We start from the raw sequence: 17275 nt of genomic DNA on the forward strand, positions 1-17275 counted from the left end.
CGGATGCCCGACCAGACGCCGCCGGAACCCGCGGAACCCGCCGCGCAGCCCGCGGGCGGGCGCGTCGCGGCGTTCTTCGACGTCGACAACACGATCATCCGAGGCGCGAGCGCATTCCACCTCGCGGTGGGCCTCTACCGACGCGGCTTCTTCCGCAAGTGGGACATCCTCACCTTCGCGGCGCACCAGTCGCGCTACCTCATGTTCGGCGAGAACAAGAAGCAGATCGACCAGGTCCGCGAGCGCGGCCTCGAGATCATGGCGGGCCACTCGGTCGCCGAGGTGGCCGCGATCGCCGAGGACGTGTACGACGAGGTGCTGTGCCTGCGCATCTACCCGGGAACCCAGAAGCTGCTCGACGAGCACATCGCCGCGGGCCACCAGGTGTGGCTCGTGACGGCGACACCCGTCGAGATCGGCGAGCTCCTCGCCCGGCGGCTCGGGGTCACGGGTGCGATCGGCACCGTCGCCGAGCACCGGAACGGCTTCTACACGGGTCGTCTGGTCGGCGACATGCTGCACGGCAAGGCCAAGGCCAGCGCGGTGCAGGCCATCGCCGCACGCGACGGGATCGACCTGTCGCAGTCGTACGCCTACGGCGACTCGACGCACGACGTGCCGATCCTGTCGCAGGTCGGCAACCCGTGCGCGATCAACCCCGACGCGCGGCTGCGACGCCACGCGCGCGAGGTCGGCTGGCCCATCCGCGAGTTCCGTGGGCGGCGACGGGCCGCACGCCGGGGGGTCAACGCCGCGAGCCTCGCGGGCGTGGTGTGGGCCGCGAGCCTCGTGGTGCGGGCCATCCGGCGCGGCGGCCGGCCCTGAGCCCGCGGCCCGCACCGACGCCATGACCGTCTCGATCCGCACCGCCCGGCCCGCCGACGCCCCCGCGCTGGCCCGGCTCGCGGCGATCACGTTCCCGCTCGCGTGCCCCCCGGGGTCGACCCACGAGTCGCAGCAGGCCTTCATCCGCGACGTGCTCTCGGCCGAGCGGTTCGCCGCGTACCTGAGCGACCCGTCCCGCGTGGTGCTCGTCGCGCACGAGACCGACGACGGGACCGACCCCGGCGCCGATCCCGGCGAGCCCGTGGGCTACACCATGCTGGTGGACGGTGAGCCGACCGACGACGACGTCCGGGCGGCGATCACGCTGCGTCCCACGATCGAGCTGTCCAAGTGCTACGTGCTGCCGGGCCACCACGGGCGCGGCATCGCCCCCGCCCTGATGGCTGCCTCGCTCGACGTGGGCCGCGCGCGCGGCGCCCGCGGGGTGTGGCTCGGGGTCAACCAGGAGAACGCCCGGGCCCAGGCCTTCTACGCACGGCACGGGTTCGCGCGGGTCGGCACCAAGCACTTCCTGGTCGGCACCCGCCTCGAGGACGACTTCGTGCTCGAACGCGCGCTCTAGCCGCGAGTGGGCGTGGGGCTGCTGCTCACGGGGTGCCGTCGGGCGCCGTGGTCCCCCCGGTCGACTCGCGCACCACGATCGCGTAGTCGGCCACGACCCGCTCGAAGGGCCGCGCGCGGCCGCCGTCCGCGATGCGCGCCACGAGCAGGTCGACAGCGGTGCGCGCGATCTCCTCACGCCCGGGCGCGACGGTGGTGAGCGTGGGCCAGGAGTAGGACGCCTCGTCGATGTCGTCGAAGCCGACCACGGCGATCTGCTCGGGCACCGCGATGCGGCGCGCGTGCAGCGCGTGCAGGGCGCCGAGCGCCAGTGCGTCGTTGAGCGCGAAGACCGCGTCGGGCTCGGTGCCCGCGTCGAGCATCCGGTGCATGACCTCGGCGCCCGTCGCGCGGTCCCACGGCCCGGCCTCGCCCACGAGCGCGGGGTCGAGGGGCAGACCGGCCGCCGCGAGGGCCTGCTGGTAACCCTGGATGCGCAGCGCGGACGAGCCGACCGCCTCGCCCTCGTGCGCGCCGATCACAGCGATGCGCCGTCGCCCGAGGTCGATGAGGTGCTGGGTCGCGGCGCGTGCGGCCTCGACGTTGTTCATGGTGACGTGGTCGGCCGGTCCGCCGAAGATGCGCTCGCCGAGCAGCACCATCGGGAAGTCCACAGCGAGCACGTCGGTGTCCTCGGGGCCCAGGCTCAGCGGGGAGAAGATCAGGCCGTCGGTCAGGTGCCTCCGTCGACCGGAGAGCACCTCGAGCTCGCGCGCGCGCACTGCGCCGGTCTGCTCGATGAGCACGGTCAGGCCGACCGTCTCGGCCGCACGGATCACCGAGTCGGCGAGCTCGGCGAAGTACGGCAGGCTCAGCTCGGGGACGGCCAGCCCGATCATCCCGGTGCGGCCCCGGCGCAGGTTCCGGGCGGCGACGTTGACCTGGTAGCCGAGCTCCGCGATGGCCATGTCGACCTTGGCGCGCGTCGCGGGGCGGATGTACGGGTAGCCGTTGACGACGTTCGACACCGTCTTGATCGACACGCCCGCCAGCTCGGCGACGTCGTGCATGGTCGCGGTCCCGGCCCGCCTCGAGCTCGCCACCTGCGCCTGTCCTCCCGTGGTCCACCCTCGTGGACGCCGTCCCCACCGCCGGCAGCACGTCGTCGTGCTGCACGCCCGGCGAACCGCACGACAAACGACTCGGGCCCGGCGCTGAGGCCGGACCCGAGATCGAACACCTACCGCCGGAGCGGAGGGGTCACTTCTTGTTGCGACGCTGGTGACGCGTCTTGCGCAGCAGCTTGCGGTGCTTCTTCTTGGCCATCCGCTTGCGGCGCTTCTTGATGACGGAGCCCATAGGTCCTCACTAACTTCAGGTGGTCGGACGCCTCGGCGCCCTGCCAAAGTGGTGGTCGATCGACGCGCGGCACGGTCGAACGCCCACGCACGGGAAAGTCCGGCCCTTACATTACGCGATCCGAGCGGTTGAACGCGACGCGCCGGGCTCAGCGGGGGTCAGGAGGTCATCCGGTCCCGCTCCACGACCGCCGTGCGCAGGTAGTGGTCGAGCGCATCCTGCGGCACCCGGAACGATCTGCCGACCCGGACCGCGGGCATCTCGCCCGAGTGCAGCAGCCGGTAGACGGTCATCTTCGAGACCCGCATGACGTCGGCGACCTCCGCGACGGTCAGGAACCGCACACGTGAGGGTTGATCGCTCGGCATCCGTCGCTCTTCCGGCCTGGTCGGCCTCCGGGCCGACGTCGGCGACCGTTGACCCAGGCCGCTGGTCCACCCTAGGCCCTGACCTTGACCCGGGAAAGCGGAACGGCCCGGAATCACCCCTGGTCAGCAGCGCTCCGGTCAGTCGTTCTCCGGATCGAGCCCGAGCAGCGGGAACACCGCCGCCCGCGTCGCCCGCACGGCACGGTCCACGTCGTCGGCCGGGTCGTAGCCCGCGCCCCACGGGCGGAACGCCGCGTCCGCGCCGTCGGTCATCCGCGCCGGGCCGCGCCGGCCGTAGCGCGCCACGACCTCCGCGTGCCAGGACTCGGGGGTGCGCGTCGCCGGGTCGACCGGCCGGTGCGTCGCGACCGCGATCACGTGCGACCAGGCGCGGGGCACGACGTCCACGACCGCGTACCCGCCGCCGCCCAGCGCGAGCCAGCGACCGCCCGCGACCTCGTGCGCGAGCTCGTGCAGCCACTGCGCCGCGACGCGCTCGGCGTCGATGCTCACGCTCAGGTTCGTGATGGGGTCCTCGACGTGCGCGTCGCACCCGTGCTGGCTCACCACGACGTCGGGGGCGAACGCCCGCAGCACGGCAGGCACGACCGCGTCGATGGCCCGCAGCCACCCCGCGTCGCCCGTGTGCGCGGGCAGCGCGACGTTGACCGCGGAGCCCTCGGCACCGGGGCCGCCCGTCTCGCGCGGGTGACCCGTGCCGGGGAACAGCGAGTGGCCGCTCTCGTGCACCGAGAGCGTCAGCACGCGCGGGTCGTCCCAGAAGACCCGCTGCACGCCGTCCCCGTGGTGCGCGTCGATGTCGACGTACGCGACCCGCTCGGCGCCCTCGTCGAGCAGCGCACGGATCGCCACCGCCGCGTCGTTGTACACGCAGAACCCCGACGCCCCGCCCGGCATCGCGTGGTGCATGCCACCCGTGAGGTTGACGGCGTGCTCGGCCTCGCCGCGCCACACCGCGAGGGCGCCCTCGACGCTGCCCCCCACGACGCGCGCAGCGGCCTCGTGCATGCCGGCGAACACCGGGTCGTCGGCGGTGCCCAGGCCACGGTCGGGGTCGCTCGTGCCGCGCTCGGAGGCCGCGCGGACCGCCGCCACGTAGGCGGGCTCGTGGACCGTCTCGAGCACGGCGTCGGTCACCGGCTCGGCTCCCACGAGCCGCACCCCGGGCCCGTCGAGCAGCCCCAGGTCGCGTGCGAGGCTCATGGTGAGGTCCAGGCGCAGCGGCGCCATCGGGTGCCCGTCGCCGAAGTCGTAGGCCAGCAGCGCGGGCGACCACACGACCTGCACGTCCGGCGCCATGGGAGCACGCTAACCTCCGGCGGGGCACATGCGTGCCAGAGTGAGACACGACAAGCTTGTCCGCGTACGGGAGGTGCGATGGCTCGGGGCCTCCCGAGGGCGATGTGGTCGGCCCGTGAGCTCGTCGACCGCCTGGCCCGGCAGTCGCCTGCGCGGCTCGCGATCGGCGTCTTCGCGGGCGTCGTCGCCGTGTTCACCGCGCTGCTGTCCTCGCCCTGGGCCACGGCCTCGGGCCAGCGGGCGCCGTTCGTGGACGCGCTGTTCACCGCGACGTCGGCCGTGTGCGTCACCGGGCTCGTGACGGTGCCGACCGGCTCGTACTGGTCGGGCGCCGGCATCGCGACGATCGCTGTCGCGATCAAGATCGGCGGCCTGGGCGTCATGACCCTCGCCTCGATCCTCGGCCTGGCCGTGTCGCGGCGCATCGGGCTGACGCAGCGCCTGCTGACCGCCTCGGAGACCAAGACCACGCGGCTCGGCGAGGTCGGTTCGCTCGTGCGCACCGTGATCGTGACGTCGACGGCGCTCGAGGTCGCGATCGCGCTCGTGCTGCTCCCCCGGTTCCACATGCTGCGCGAGGGCTGGGGCGAGGCCGCGTGGCACTCGCTCTTCTACGCGATCTCGGCGTTCAACAACGCGGGCTTCGTCCCGACCGTCGAGGGCCTCCAGCCGTACGCGACCGACTGGTGGATCCTCGCGCCGATCATGGTCGGGGTGTTCATCGGCGCCCTGGGCTTCCCGGTGCTGCTCGACATGGGCAAGCACCTGCGTGAGCCTCGCCGGTGGAACCTGCACGCCAAGCTGACCCTCACCACGAGCGCGCTGCTCGTCGGGCTGGGGGCCCTGCTCATCACGGCCGTCGAGTGGACCAACCCGCTCACGTTCGGGCCGCTCGACGTCGGCGACAAGGTCCTCACGGGCCTGTTCGCGGGGATCATGCCCCGGTCGGGCGGCTTCTCCACGGTCCCCGTGGGCGACATGCATCAGGCGAGCTGGCTGCTCGACGACGCGTTGATGTTCGTCGGGGGCGGCTCGGCGTCGACCGCGGGCGGGATCAAGGTCACGACGCTCGCGGTCATGCTGCTCGCGATCGTCGCCGAGGCGCGCGGTGACGCGGACGTCGAGGCGTTCGGGCGCCGCATCCCCCGCGCCGCGCTGCAGGTCGCGATCGCCGTGTCGCTCGTGAGCGCGACGCTCGTGCTCGTGGCGAGCCTCGTGCTGCTCCAGATCACAGACTGGAAGCTGGACGAGGTGCTGTTCGAGGTGATCTCCGCCTTCGCCACGTGCGGCCTGTCGACCGGGAACACCCATCGTCTGCCCGATGCGGGCAAGTACGTCCTCACCGTGCTCATGTTCATCGGCCGGACGGGCACGATGACGCTCGCGGCAGCCCTCGCGCTGCGCAACCGTCGTCGGGTCATCCGGTTCCCCGAAGAGAGGCCGATCATTGGTTGACAACGAGCTCACGGGGTCGATGCCCCCCGTCGGACGGGGCGGCAAGGCCTCGAAGAAGAACGCTGGCGTGCTCGTGATCGGGCTGGGCCGGTTCGGCTCGGCGATCGCCACGACGCTCGACCGGCTCGGGCAGGACGTGCTCGCGGTCGAGCGCAACCCCGAGCTCGTCGCGCAGTGGGCCGGGCGCATCCCGCTCGTCGAGGCCGACGCGGCCAACCCCGACGCGCTCGAGCAGCTGGGCGCGCAGGACTTCGGCTCAGCGGTGGTGGGCGTCGGCTCGTACCTCGAGGCGAGCGTGCTGATCACGGGCAACCTCGTGGACCTCGGCACCCCGCAGATCTGGGCCAAGGCGATCTCGTCCGAGCACGCACGCATCCTGCAGCGCATCGGCGCGCACCACGTGGTGCTGCCCGAGGCCGATGCGGGGGCCCGGGTGGCGCACCTCGTGTCGGGCAAGATGCTCGACTACATCGAGGTCGAGGACGGCTTCACGATCGTCAAGATGCGTCCGCCGCGCGAGACCCAGGGCTTCACGATCGAGCAGTCGAAGATCCGTGACCGCTACGGCGTGACCGTCATCGGGGTCAAGAGCCCCGGCCGCGAGTTCGTCTACGCGGAACCCACGACCCGCATCTCCGCGAACGACCTCCTGATCGTCTCCGGCCACGCCGACCTCCTGGAACGCTTCGCCGCCCGCCCCTAACCCCCGTTCGCCGAGATAGAGCGCGAGCGCCGAGATAGAGCCCTGGGGGGCTCTATCTCGGCGCTACGGCTCTATCTCGGTAATCGTTCGGGGGTGGGTTACTTGACTGCGCCGGAGGTGACGCCGGAGATGATCTTGCGCTGGGCGAACATGAAGACCAGCAGGAGCGGCAGGCTCATGAGGATGATGTACGCGAAGATCAGGTGCCAGTTGTTGAGGTACAGACCCGCGCTGGCCACGCTGTAGAGGTTCAGCGGCAGGGTGTCGAGCGACCCGCTGAGCACGAAGAACGCGTAGAACACGTCGTTCCACACGTACAGGCAGATGAGGATGGTCGCGGTCGAGAGCACCGGCACGAGCAGCGGCAGGATGATCCGCGCGAAGATCTTGACCGGTCCGGCGCCGTCCACGCGGGCGGCCTCCTCGAGCTCGACCGGGATGGTCCGCACGAAGCCCGTGACGAAGAAGATCACCGTCGACATGTAGATGCCCGCGTAGACGCAGATCATGCCGATCACGCTGCCGGAGAGCCCGATCTGGCGCAGCAGCAGCACGATCGTGACGACGGCGGGCGGCAGGACGACACCCGAGATCGCGGCGCCGTACGCCACCGCCATGGCCTTGCTCGACCGACGCGCCAGGACCCACGCGGCCATCGAGCCGAGGACCAGCACGATGAGCACCGACGGCACCATGACGAGCAGGCTGCCGAAGAACCCGGCGGTGATGTTGCCGCGGCTGAAGATCTCGGTCACGTTCTGCCACAGCTGCCAGTCGCTCGGCAGCGACAGGCTCGGGGACAGCGCCTCGGCCTGGCTCTTGCCGGCCGTCACGACCATCATCCACAGCGGCAGGCCGAGCAGGAACGCCGTCAGGAGAACGACGACCGCGGGCTGCACGCGCGACCACAGGCTGCGGCCCGACGTGCCCTTGCGCGAAACGCTCACAGTGCTCACAGCACGTTCTCCCGTCGACGGAGCATCCCGATCACCGGGAACGCGAGGACCGCAACCACCACGAACAGCACCAGGCTCATCGTGGTCGCCTGGGCGAAGAGGCCCTGGCCGAAGGTGCGGAAGATGAAGATGTTGAGGATCTCGGTGCTGCGCGCGGGACCACCGCCGGTGGTCGCCTGCACGATGTCGAAGCCGTTCATCGACCCGAGCAGCGCGGTGGCGACGTTGAAGGTCAGCGCGGGGGCCAGCAGCGGGAACCGGATCTTCCAGAACGTCGTCCAGGTGCCGGCACCGTCGAGCCGGGCCGCCTCGAGCACGTCCTCGTTGATGGTCTTGAGGCCGCCCAGGTAGACGAGCATCGACAGCCCCATCCACTTCCAGGCGTGGATCAGGGCCACGACCACGATGGTCCAGGACGTGCTGCCCAGCCAAGCGACGCTCACGTCGGACCCGGTGAAGAAGCCGAGCACCTGGTTGAGCGGCCCGTCGGTCTTGAGCAGCGCCTGGAAGACGTACCCGACGGCCAGCGCGGACATGATCACGGGGATGAAGAACATCACCCGGGCGATGCGGTTGAGGCGGTTGTCCTTCTCGAGCAGCAGCGCGAGCAGCATCCCGAACACGTTCTGGAACACGGCGACGAGGACCGCGTAGACCAGCGTGATCCGCAGCGAGGACAGCAGCGTCCCGCTGGTCAGCATGCCGCGGAAGTTGTCGAGGCCCACGAACGCGATCTCGGACTTGAAGCTCGACCAGTTCGTGAACGCGTAGACGAAGTTGTAGATCGTCGGGACGAAGAAGAAGATCCCGAGGACGGCGAACGCGGGGACGAGGAACCACAGCGGGTGCGTCCCCCGGGGCTTCCTCCCAGCCGGCGGAACGTCCTGGGGTCGGCGCCGTCGGGCCTGGGGGGGCTCGACCTGCGCGTCCTGCATGGTCACCATGTCGTGAAGTCCTCACCCCGGGTGACGGGGCCGGACCTGGGGTCCGGTCCCGTCACGCGGATCGTCCGTCGTGGGTCAGAAGCCGTCGATGCCCGACGCCTTGGCGAGCTCGACGAACTGCTGCTGCGTCGCCTCGGCCGCCTGCTCCGGGGTCTTGACGCCGTTGATGACGTCGACGACGTTCATCCACAGGTCGGGGTTGGCCACGGCCTGCGCCTGCATCGAGCCGACCGAGTCGGACAGCGACGCGTGCACGTCGCGCAGGGCCTGCGGCACCGAGGCCGGCGACTCGATCGACGTGAAGAGCGAGACGGTGTTCTGCTCCTCGATGAACGTCGGGTAGTACTCCGTCATCCAGAACGTGAGGAACTGGCGGGCAGCGGCCTCACGGGCGGCGTCACCGGTCTTGAACGCGACGACGGCGTTGGACTGGTCAGGGTGCGAGGTCGCGACGTTGCCCGAGGGCGAGATCGGGAAGAACCCGATCGTCTCGTCGAGCGTGGCGGTGTCGGCCTTGGCCTGCAGCTGACCGAACAGCGCGTTGATCTGCACGGCCATCGCGGCGTCGCCGTTCAGCAGCGCGTCGCCCTGGTCCTCGAACGTCGCCGTGACGATGTCCGAGTTGAACAGACCCTCGTCGATCAGGTCCTTGAACGTGGTGATCGCGTCGACGACCACGTCGTCGGTGAAGGACGCCTTGTTGGCGTTCAGGTCGTCGTAGAAGCCGTCAGCCGCGGCGTCCGCGAGCAGGACCTGCGGCCACCACTGGGTCGACCAGCCGGTGTTGCCCTCCTCGAAGAACGGCGTCACCCCGGTCGTCTCCTTGATGACGCGCGCCTTGGCGACCATGTCGTCGAAGCTCGTCGGCAGCTCGGTGATGCCGGCGTCGGCGAAGACCTTCTTGTTGTAGTAGACGCCCTGGACGCTGGGGCTCGTGACGAGCGCGGCGTAGCGGGTGCCGTTGAGGATGCCCGTCAGGTCCTGCAGCGCGGGGTCCATGTCCTCGATCCACGGCGCGTCGTCGAGCACCTGGAGGTTGTTCGCGGCGTTGATGGCCGTGAGCATCGAGGAGGTCGGCTGCCAGAACGCCAGGTCGGGCTTGTCACCCGTGGCGACCTTGGTCTGGATGCCGTTCTCGTAGGGGTCCGGGATCGTGACGAGCTCGACCTCGGCGCCGGTGGCCGCCTCGAACGCGTCGATGACGCCCTCGGGGATCGTGTTGCTGGCCTGGGCGGCCCAGAACGTCAGCTGCACGCCCTCGAGCGACGCGGTGGCCTCGGGCCACGTGGCGGGCTCGCCGGAGCCTGCCGAGGTACCGGCGCCGGGGTCGCTGCAACCGGCCACCAGCAGCCCTGCGGCGACCAGCGTCGCGGTCGTCATCATCAACTTCTTCATCGAAGCTCCTCGATCTCGGGCCGGCTGCCCAGACGGTGCCAGCCCTGGCTGTGTGTGGTGCGCCGCGCCGTCGCAGGGGACGGCGCGGGGGTCAGGAGTGGCGGACCCGCAGGACCCGCGCGGTGGGTGCGGCGCTCGGCGTCACGTGCAGCACGCCGTCCTCGCGCGACCAGCGCGTGGTCCAGGTGCTGGCCCGGGGGAACAACGTCTCGACCTCGACGTCGCGGCCCGCGAGGTGCGCGAGCGGGAGCGCGATCTCGGTCGCGTCCTCGCCGCGCGCCCACACCGTGAGGTACGTGACCTCGTCGGTCGCGAGGGCGAGAGCCACCTCGGGCGCGTCCCACACGGGCAGCCCCAGGGGCCACACGGGCAGCGAGCGGGCGAGGTCGTCGCGGATCTCCTGGTGCGTGCGCACGGCCTCCTGCACGAGCGCGAGCTGCGCGCCGGTCATGAGGTCGAGGCGCCCGGAGAGGTAGAGCCGGCCGAGCATGCCGGTCACGAGCGTGAAGGTGATCTCCTCGTCGCTCATCTCGGTCTGCGGGTAGGCCCAGTTGCCGGCCTGCTCGGGCAGCAGCGACGCGGGGGCCGCGGCGGCGACGGGCGGGTACAGCAGCGCCTCCTGCTGGTCCGTGGTCGACTGCAGGTGCAGGCGGGTGAGCATCGCGTAGTCCATGCGCTGGGCGCCCGATGCGCAGTTCTCGATCACGAGCCCGGGGTGGCGCTCGAGCACGCCCTCGAGCCAGGTCAGGTGCGCCCGGTTGTGCGCGAGCAGACCGGCGCCGACGCTCGGGGCGTCGAGGTCGGTGCCCGGACCTGCGGTGATGTTGTAGTCGAGCTTGAAGTAGCCGATGCCGAAGTCCCGCACCAGGCCGTCGACGACCTGGTCGAGGTGCGCACGCACCTCGGGGCTGCGCAGGTCGAGGTGGAACCGCGAGTGCTCGACGACGCGGTGGCCGTCGCGCTGCAGGAACGCCGACTCGGGCAGCCGGTCGACCATGGGGCTGCGCACGCCCATGACCTCGGGCTCGAGCCAGAGCCCGGGGACCATGCCCGCGGCGCGGATGTGGTCGATCACGGCACCCAGCCCGCCGCCGGGGAAGCGCACGGTCGAGGGCTTCCACTCCCCGACGCTGTCCCACCAGTCCTCGAGCGAGTCGTCGTACCAGCCGGCGTCGATGCAGAAGTACTCCGCGCCGGCCGCAGCGGCCGCGTCGATGAGCGGCAGCAGCTTCGCGGTGGTCGGGTCGCCCATGAGCGTGTTCATGTAGTCGTTGAAGATCACCGGCAGGCCCGCCGGCTGCGGGCGCTCGGCGCGCAGCGCACGACGGTGCTGGGTGAGGACCTGGAGGGCGCCCTGCCAGCCGGTGCCGACCGCGACCGAGACGGGCACCGTGGTGAACGACTCGCCCGGGGCGAGCGGCTGGGTCCACTGGTGCTCGGTGTCGCACGGGCCCATGAGCAGGAACGCGAGCTCTCCCGAGCTGTCGCGCAGGCGCTCGCCGAGCTCGGCGTGCCAGGCGCCGTTGTGCTCGACCTGCCACGCCCACGCGGAGCCGGTCGCGCGGTTCTCGAGCACCCCCGTGGGGATCCGCTCGCCCGACGACCACGTGCTGCGGCTCGTGACCGCGAGCGCGCCGCGGGCGTCCTGGTTCTGGTGCGAGGGCAGGGCCAGCTGGACGAGGCCGCGCTGGCTGCGCACGGGCACCCGCTCCCAGCGGCTCTCGCCGAGCCAGTCGCCGTAGGCGGTCAGGAGGTCGACGTCGTCGATGCGGTCGCCGTCGGCGCTGAACGCACCGGTGGCGAACGAGGTGACCGCGAGCAGCACGACCGGCGCCGTCCCCTCGTTGACCACCTCGGTCCAGGCCTGCACCGCGGCCACGCCGTCGGGGGCGCGCAGCGTCGAGCGCACGCGGAGCCCGGTCAGGGGGTCGACCTGCTCGACGTCGAGGCGCTGCCAGCCGGCCTCGCGGACGGTCGAGTGGGTCACGTAGCGCAGGCGCTCACCGATCGCGGACGCCGTGTGGCGGAGGTTCGCGTGTGCGTGACCGTGCCCGAGCGCGAAGACCTCGACGAGCGGCTGCGCCGGGACGAGCGTGGGTTCGGCGTCGGTCCCGCTGCCGGGCTCGAGACGCGCGAGGCGCACGGGCGCGTCGTCGTCGGAGACGAGCACGACGTCCAGGACGCCAGTACCCCAGTGCAGCATGGTCCGGTTCATCAGGGCCGAGCTCCTCTTCGTCGAGCGGGTCGCTGCGGTGCGACCCGTCCTCATGAAAGCGTTGATCAGACCGGGGCGCAAGCCCTCGGTACAACGTCTTGATAACGCTTTCATGCTTCTCGGCACAGAGGCCCTCCCGATCGGCGACGACATGCGGCAGCGCACCCCCGGGGGTGTTCGCCAGGTGGACGCGCTCTCAGGCCTGCGGCGGTGGTGCCGCGCTGCCCCGCACCACGAGGCGTGGGACGGCGGTCGAGCGCGCCTCCGACGTGCCCGTGCGCAGCTGCTCGTCGAGCAGCGCGAAGGCCCGGTGCCCCAGACCCACGAAGTCCTGACGCACCGTCGTCAGCGCGGGCGACCACATCTCCGCGAACGGCTCGTCGTCGAAGCCGACCACGCTCACGTCCTCGGGCACCGAACGGCCCGCGTCCATGAACGCCCGCATCAGCCCGATCGCGAGCTGGTCGTTGCCCGCGAGCACAGCCGTGACCTCCGGGTCACGCGCCAGGTGGACCCCCGCGTCGTACCCTGCCGACGGGTGCCAGCCCGGCGCCATCGGCTCGGTCACCGGAGCCCCCGCGGCGACCAGCGCATCACGCCAGCCGAGCGTGCGCCCCACCTCGGGGCCTGTCGACGGGATCGACACGTGGTGCACGGTGCGGTGGCCCAGACCCAGCAGGTAGTCGACAGCCTCCGCGGCGGCGCACCGGTCGTCGAGCTCGGCGTGCGGGCGCGCGTGGGTGCCCGGCCGTGTCGCCGAGACCGTGACCACGGGCACCGAGCCCGGCACGGCCCGCGCCGCGGCGATCCCCGCCGCGTCGAACTCGAGGACCACCGCCCCCGCGACCGCCTGCCCCAGCACCAGACCCACCGCGGAGTCGACCACGTCGGGCTCGTCCGACTCGACCACGGTGATGACCACGAGGTACCCGGCGGCACGCGCCGCCTCCTCGACCCCCTGGAGCGTCGCCGCGTACCCGTACCGCGTGGTGTTGCCCGCGAGCACCGAGATCATCGAGTGCCGCCCGCTCACGAGCGCGCGCGCGGCGGCGTTCGGGCGGTACCCCAGCTTCTCGATCGCGGCGTGGACCAGCGCACGCTTCTCCTCGCTCACGGGCGTCGAGCCGGTGAGCACGCGTGAGACGGTCGGCACCGAGACGCCGGCCACCCGGGCGACGTCGGCGATGACTGGCGGCCTGCGGCGAGAGGGGTCGGTCACACCCAGAGCCTAGCGACGACGCCGCAGGCCACACCTGGGACGCCTCCCCGACCCGCGTGGCGCGCGCGGCGGGCTACGTGCGACGGGTCACGTGCGGCGTCGGATGATCAGGAGCCGCTGGAGGACGACGAAGACCAGCAGCAGCGCGCCGATCACGATCTTGGTCCACCACGAGCTGAGGGTCCCCTCGAAGCTGATGATCGTCTGGATGGTGCCGAGCACCAGCACGCCCAGCAGCGAGCCGATCACGAACCCCGAGCCCCCGGTGAGCAGCGTCCCGCCGATCACCACCGCCGAGATCGCGTCCAGCTCGACCCCTACGCCGGTGAGCGCGTAGCCGGAGAGCGAGTACATCGCGAACAGCAGCCCGCCGATCGCCGAGCAGGCCCCGCTGACCACGTAGACCAGCACCTGGGTGCGGGCGACGGGCAGCCCCATCAGCTCGGCCGAGCCCTGGTTCCCGCCGATCGCGTACACGGTGCGGCCGAACCGCGTGCCGTGCAGCAGCCACATCGCCACCGCGACGATCACCAGCGCCACGATGACGCTCGGGGAGATGAACGCGTACAGCGTGCGACCGTCGAACGCCGTGCCGGTGGGCCACAGCCGGATGCGGCTCTGCGACAGGTCCACGAAGAACGGGTCGGTGATGGACAGCGAGCTGGGGCTGACCACGAAGCACAGCCCGCGGGCCAGGAACATGGCGGCCAGGGTGGCGATGAACGGCTGCACCTCGAACACCCGGATGAACAGGCCCACGCCGAGCCCGAACACGCAGCCCAGCACCAGCACCGCGGCGATCACCGGCCCGGGCGCCCACCCCGCGATCAGCAGCCGCGCGGTGACCATCGTGGACAGCGCCATGACCGCACCCACGGACAGGTCGATGCCGCCGGTGAGGATCACGAACGTCATGCCGACAGCGAGCACGATGAGGAACGCGTTGTCGATGAACAGGTTGAGGATCGTCTGGCTGTCCAGGAACCCGGTGTACCGGGTGGAGCCGATGACGAACACGAGCACCAGGGTCACGAGCGTCGCGAGCACCGACCCGTAGCGGGCCAGCGGGGACGTCCCCCTGGTGCGGGCCGTGCGGGTCTGGGCCCCGGTCTGCACCTCGGTCGCGGCCATCACGCCACGACCTCGACGGCCTCGCCGTGCTCCTGGGCCACGGCTCTGCGCCGGGCCCGGAACCTGCGCTGGACGACCGGCGACTGCAGCAGGCAGACCAGGATCACCACCACGGCCTTGAACACGAGCGTGACCTCCGGGGCGATGCCCAACGAGATGACGGTGATGCGCAACGTCTCGATGATGAACGCCCCGATCAGCGTGCCGGTGAGCGAGAACTTGCCGCCCATGAGCGACGTCCCGCCGATGACCACAGCGAGGATCGCGTCGAGCTCGATCCACAGGCCGTTGTTGTTCGCGTCGGCAGCCGTGACGTTCGAGCTGATCAGGATCCCGGCGATCGCCGCGCACAGGGCGCTGAACACGTAGACGGTCCAGATGATGCTGCGCGCGCGGACCCCGGCGAGGCGGCTGGCCTCGGGGTTGATGCCGACGGACTCGACGAGGGTGCCGAGCGCGGTGCGCCGGGTCAGCAGGGCCGTCGCGCCCAGCACCACGCCCGCGATGATCGCGGACACCGGCAGGGTCAGCAGGTACCCGGCGCCGATCGACTTGTACAGCGGGCTGTTCACCGTGGTGATCTGCCCGCCGGTGACGAGCATGGCGATGCCCCGCCCGGCCGTCATCAGGATCAGCGTCGCGATGATCGGCTGGATGCCCACCACCGCCACCAGGAACCCGTTCCAGGCGCCGAGCACGAGGCACACCAGCACCGCGGTGCCGACGGCGATCAGCACGGTCGACGCCGAGCCCGGCGTGGGCGACGCGGCGATCTGCGTGCAGGCCACGGCACCCGCGATGGCGACCAGCGCCCCCACCGACAGGTCGATGCCGCGCGTCGCGATGACCAGCGTCATGCCGATCGCCACCAGCAGGATCGGCGAGGTGTTGCGCAGGATGTCGATCATCGACCCGTACAGGTGCCCGTCCTGCATGCGGACCCCGAGGAACCCGGGCCGCGCCGCCACGTTCACCGCCAGGAGCAGCACCAGGGCCACCAGCGGCCAGAACACGCTCGACCGGACGAGCCTGCGCATCACTCCTGCCCTCCGCTCGCGATGAGCTCGAGGACGTCACGCGCTGTGACGTCCGGACCGTTGGCGATCTCTGCGACCTTGCGGCGGTCGCGCAGCACCGCGATGCGGTGGCTCAGGCGCAGCACCTCGTCCAGCTCGGCCGAGATGAACACGACAGCCATCCCCTGCGCCGCGAGCTCCTGCACCAGCTTCTGGATCTCGGCCTTGGCGCCCACGTCGATGCCGCGGGTGGGTTCGTCGAGGATCAGCAGCCGGGGCGCCGTGGCGAGCCACCGCGCCAGCAGCACCTTCTGCTGGTTGCCGCCCGAGAGGTTCCGCACGAGCGCCTCCGGGTTGGCGGGCCGGATGCCGAGCGCCTCGATGTAGTGCGCCGTCAGCTCGTCCTGCTTGCGCTGCGGGACCCGCCGGGCCCACCCCCGCGCGGCCTGCAGCCCCAGCACGATGTTCTCCCGCACGGTGAGGTCCTCCACGAGTCCCTCGGTCTTGCGGTTCTCGGAGGAGAACGCGATGCGCTCGACGATGGCGTTGCGCGGCGTGCGCAGCCGCACCGGGGTGCCCTCGACCTCGAGCGTGCCGGCGTCCGCGTGGTCCGCGCCGAACAGCAGGCGCGCCAGCTCGCTGCGGCCCGACCCCAGCAGGCCCGCCAGCCCGACGACCTCACCGGGGTAGACGTCCAGGTCGAAGGGCTCGATCGACCCCCGCCTGCCCAGCCCGATCGCCCGCACGAACGGCTGCGGCCCGGCGTCCGAGCCGCCCTGTGCCCCGGCCTCGTCGCGGGTCTCGGTGTCCAGCGCGATGTCCTCGAGGACCGCGAGCTCCCGCCCGATCATCAGCGACACCAGCTCGAGCCGGGTCATCTCGCCCGTGCGCCGCTCCCCCACCCGGGCCCCGTTGCGGAGCACTGTGAGGCGATCGGCGATCTCGTCGACCTGCTCGAGGAAGTGCGTGACGAACAGGATCGCGACGCCGTCCTCGCGCAGCCCGCGCATCACCCGGAACAGCTCGGCGACCTCGTCGGCGTCGAGGCTCGACGTGGGCTCGTCGAGGATGAGCACCTGGGCGTCCACCTGCATCGCGCGCGCGATGGCCACGAGCTGCTGCACCGCGATCGAGTGCGCCGACAGCGGGGACGCCGGGTCGATGTCCACGTTCAGGCGGCCCAGCACCTCCGCGGCCTGGCGCCGCATGCCGCGCCAGTCGATGCCCGGCCCTCGGCGCGGCTCGCGGCCCAGCATGATGTTCTCCGCCACCGACAGGTTGGGGCAGAGGTTGACCTCCTGGTACACGGTGCTGATGCCCAGGTCCTGCGCCTGCGCGGGGCCGTGGATGGCCACGACCTGGCCGCCGACGCGGATCTCGCCCGCATCCGGTGGGCGCACGCCCGTGAGCGCCTTGATCAACGTGGACTTGCCGGCGCCGTTCTCACCGAGCAGGGCGTGCACCTCCCCCGCGTACAGGGTGAGGTCGACGTCGTGCAGCGCCCGGACGCCGGGGAACTCGACAGTGATGCCGGTCATCTGCACCCGCACCTCGGGCGGCGGCGCGGCCGGCCCGGGGGTGGTGGCTGCGGGCGGGGTGGCGTGAGCCATGGGCGGTGCCTTCCGGTGGGCGCAGGCCGACGGTGCTGGCGCTGCGCGGGATGCGGCGACGTGCGGGACGCGGTGCGCACGTCGTGCGGCGGTCCGAGCCCCGCGGCTCCGGGCCGACCGCGACCGAGCCCGTGCGGGATCGGCCGGAGGGGATCCGGTCGGGCCCGCACGGGCCCTGCCAGGCCGCGCGCACCGCGG

At 71.6% G+C, this 17275-nt stretch carries 16 protein-coding genes; 4 read left to right on the forward strand and 12 right to left on the reverse strand.

The annotated features are described in order from the left end of the window. The first annotated feature begins 3 nt into the window (after positions 1-3). Together ACGIF2_RS13530 and ACGIF2_RS13535 are read left to right on the forward strand one after the other, a co-directional pair. Positions 4-825 carry an HAD family hydrolase gene (locus ACGIF2_RS13530; protein WP_396047444.1) on the forward strand — a complete coding sequence of 274 codons (822 nt, stop codon included), beginning with the start codon at positions 4-6 and terminating at the stop codon, positions 823-825. A gap of 22 nt (positions 826-847) precedes the next feature. Then, on the forward strand, positions 848-1408 hold the full coding sequence (locus ACGIF2_RS13535) for a GNAT family N-acetyltransferase (RefSeq protein WP_396047446.1): 561 nt from the start codon (positions 848-850) through the stop codon (positions 1406-1408). 25 nt (positions 1409-1433) lie between these two features. On the opposite strand, the gene ACGIF2_RS13540 is transcribed toward ACGIF2_RS13535, so the two are convergent. The 4 genes from ACGIF2_RS13540 to ACGIF2_RS13555 form a co-directional block, all read right to left on the reverse strand. Then, the gene (locus ACGIF2_RS13540) at positions 1434-2456 is read right to left on the reverse strand and encodes a LacI family DNA-binding transcriptional regulator (protein ID WP_396047516.1); all 1023 of its coding nucleotides are present in this window, start codon (positions 2454-2456) and stop codon (positions 1434-1436) included. Between the two features lie 190 nt (positions 2457-2646). After that, positions 2647-2745, reverse strand: a complete 99-nt coding sequence (locus tag ACGIF2_RS13545) for a 30S ribosomal protein bS22 (RefSeq protein WP_003792170.1) — start codon at positions 2743-2745, stop codon at positions 2647-2649. Between the two features lie 158 nt (positions 2746-2903). Further along, positions 2904-3113, reverse strand: coding sequence for a helix-turn-helix domain-containing protein (locus ACGIF2_RS13550; protein ID WP_396047448.1), 210 nt, complete (start codon positions 3111-3113; stop codon positions 2904-2906). A gap of 138 nt (positions 3114-3251) precedes the next feature. Further along, positions 3252-4433 (reverse strand): acetoin utilization protein AcuC, encoded by a 1182-nt coding sequence (locus ACGIF2_RS13555; RefSeq protein WP_396047450.1) that lies wholly within the window; start codon positions 4431-4433, stop codon positions 3252-3254. 78 nt (positions 4434-4511) lie between these two features. Here ACGIF2_RS13555 and ACGIF2_RS13560 point away from each other — a divergent pair, with 78 nt between their 5' ends. Together ACGIF2_RS13560 and ACGIF2_RS13565 are read left to right on the forward strand one after the other, a co-directional pair. Further along, a complete protein-coding gene (locus ACGIF2_RS13560; protein ID WP_396047452.1) occupies positions 4512-5888 on the forward strand; it encodes a TrkH family potassium uptake protein in 1377 nt (458 codons plus the stop codon). A 19-nt stretch (positions 5889-5907) separates the two neighbouring features. Then, a complete protein-coding gene (locus ACGIF2_RS13565) occupies positions 5908-6591 on the forward strand; it encodes a potassium channel family protein (protein ID WP_396047454.1) in 684 nt (227 codons plus the stop codon). A gap of 98 nt (positions 6592-6689) precedes the next feature. Here ACGIF2_RS13565 and ACGIF2_RS13570 read toward each other — a convergent pair whose 3' ends face one another. From ACGIF2_RS13570 to ACGIF2_RS13605, 8 genes are all read right to left on the reverse strand, one after another. Beyond that, on the reverse strand, positions 6690-7547 hold the full coding sequence (locus ACGIF2_RS13570; protein ID WP_396047456.1) for a carbohydrate ABC transporter permease: 858 nt from the start codon (positions 7545-7547) through the stop codon (positions 6690-6692). Beyond that, positions 7544-8491: a carbohydrate ABC transporter permease gene (locus ACGIF2_RS13575; protein ID WP_396047458.1), complete on the reverse strand. Its 948-nt coding sequence runs from the start codon at positions 8489-8491 to the stop codon at positions 7544-7546. The genes ACGIF2_RS13570 and ACGIF2_RS13575 overlap by 4 nt, the downstream gene beginning before the upstream one ends. Positions 8492-8566: 75 nt before the next feature. Next, on the reverse strand, positions 8567-9886 hold the full coding sequence (locus ACGIF2_RS13580; RefSeq protein WP_396047460.1) for an ABC transporter substrate-binding protein: 1320 nt from the start codon (positions 9884-9886) through the stop codon (positions 8567-8569). A 91-nt stretch (positions 9887-9977) separates the two neighbouring features. Further along, positions 9978-12101: a glycoside hydrolase family 36 protein gene (locus ACGIF2_RS13585; protein WP_396047462.1), complete on the reverse strand. Its 2124-nt coding sequence runs from the start codon at positions 12099-12101 to the stop codon at positions 9978-9980. Between the two features lie 196 nt (positions 12102-12297). Then, the gene (locus tag ACGIF2_RS13590; RefSeq protein WP_396047464.1) at positions 12298-13320 is read right to left on the reverse strand and encodes a LacI family DNA-binding transcriptional regulator; all 1023 of its coding nucleotides are present in this window, start codon (positions 13318-13320) and stop codon (positions 12298-12300) included. 87 nt (positions 13321-13407) lie between these two features. Beyond that, positions 13408-14451 carry a galactofuranose ABC transporter, permease protein YjfF gene (gene yjfF / locus ACGIF2_RS13595; protein ID WP_396047466.1) on the reverse strand — a complete coding sequence of 348 codons (1044 nt, stop codon included), beginning with the start codon at positions 14449-14451 and terminating at the stop codon, positions 13408-13410. Next, positions 14451-15488, reverse strand: a complete 1038-nt coding sequence (locus tag ACGIF2_RS13600; RefSeq protein WP_396047468.1) for an ABC transporter permease — start codon at positions 15486-15488, stop codon at positions 14451-14453. The genes yjfF and ACGIF2_RS13600 overlap by 1 nt, the downstream gene beginning before the upstream one ends. Beyond that, positions 15488-17077, reverse strand: coding sequence for a sugar ABC transporter ATP-binding protein (locus ACGIF2_RS13605; protein WP_396047470.1), 1590 nt, complete (start codon positions 17075-17077; stop codon positions 15488-15490). The genes ACGIF2_RS13600 and ACGIF2_RS13605 overlap by 1 nt, the downstream gene beginning before the upstream one ends. Positions 17078-17275 lie beyond the last annotated feature (198 nt).

The sequence above is a fragment of the Cellulomonas sp. P22 genome (genome assembly GCF_044392165.1).

What these genes read in the sequence shown, in the direction of transcription:
- ACGIF2_RS13530 (WP_396047444.1), top strand. Translation starts at nt 4, where the DNA reads ATGCCCGACCAGACGCCGCCGGAACCCGCGGAACCCGCCGCGCAGCCC.
- ACGIF2_RS13535 (WP_396047446.1), top strand. Translation starts at nt 848, where the DNA reads ATGACCGTCTCGATCCGCACCGCCCGGCCCGCCGACGCCCCCGCGCTG.
- ACGIF2_RS13540 (WP_396047516.1), bottom strand. Translation starts at nt 2,456, where the DNA reads ATGCACGACGTCGCCGAGCTGGCGGGCGTGTCGATCAAGACGGTGTCG.
- ACGIF2_RS13545 (WP_003792170.1), bottom strand. Translation starts at nt 2,745, where the DNA reads ATGGGCTCCGTCATCAAGAAGCGCCGCAAGCGGATGGCCAAGAAGAAG.
- ACGIF2_RS13550 (WP_396047448.1), bottom strand. Translation starts at nt 3,113, where the DNA reads ATGCCGAGCGATCAACCCTCACGTGTGCGGTTCCTGACCGTCGCGGAG.
- ACGIF2_RS13555 (WP_396047450.1), bottom strand. Translation starts at nt 4,433, where the DNA reads ATGGCGCCGGACGTGCAGGTCGTGTGGTCGCCCGCGCTGCTGGCCTAC.
- ACGIF2_RS13560 (WP_396047452.1), top strand. Translation starts at nt 4,512, where the DNA reads ATGGCTCGGGGCCTCCCGAGGGCGATGTGGTCGGCCCGTGAGCTCGTC.
- ACGIF2_RS13565 (WP_396047454.1), top strand. Translation starts at nt 5,908, where the DNA reads ATGCCCCCCGTCGGACGGGGCGGCAAGGCCTCGAAGAAGAACGCTGGC.
- ACGIF2_RS13575 (WP_396047458.1), bottom strand. Translation starts at nt 8,491, where the DNA reads ATGGTGACCATGCAGGACGCGCAGGTCGAGCCCCCCCAGGCCCGACGG.
- ACGIF2_RS13580 (WP_396047460.1), bottom strand. Translation starts at nt 9,886, where the DNA reads ATGAAGAAGTTGATGATGACGACCGCGACGCTGGTCGCCGCAGGGCTG.
- ACGIF2_RS13585 (WP_396047462.1), bottom strand. Translation starts at nt 12,101, where the DNA reads ATGAACCGGACCATGCTGCACTGGGGTACTGGCGTCCTGGACGTCGTG.
- yjfF (WP_396047466.1), bottom strand. Translation starts at nt 14,451, where the DNA reads ATGGCCGCGACCGAGGTGCAGACCGGGGCCCAGACCCGCACGGCCCGC.
- ACGIF2_RS13600 (WP_396047468.1), bottom strand. Translation starts at nt 15,488, where the DNA reads ATGCGCAGGCTCGTCCGGTCGAGCGTGTTCTGGCCGCTGGTGGCCCTG.
- ACGIF2_RS13605 (WP_396047470.1), bottom strand. Translation starts at nt 17,077, where the DNA reads ATGGCTCACGCCACCCCGCCCGCAGCCACCACCCCCGGGCCGGCCGCG.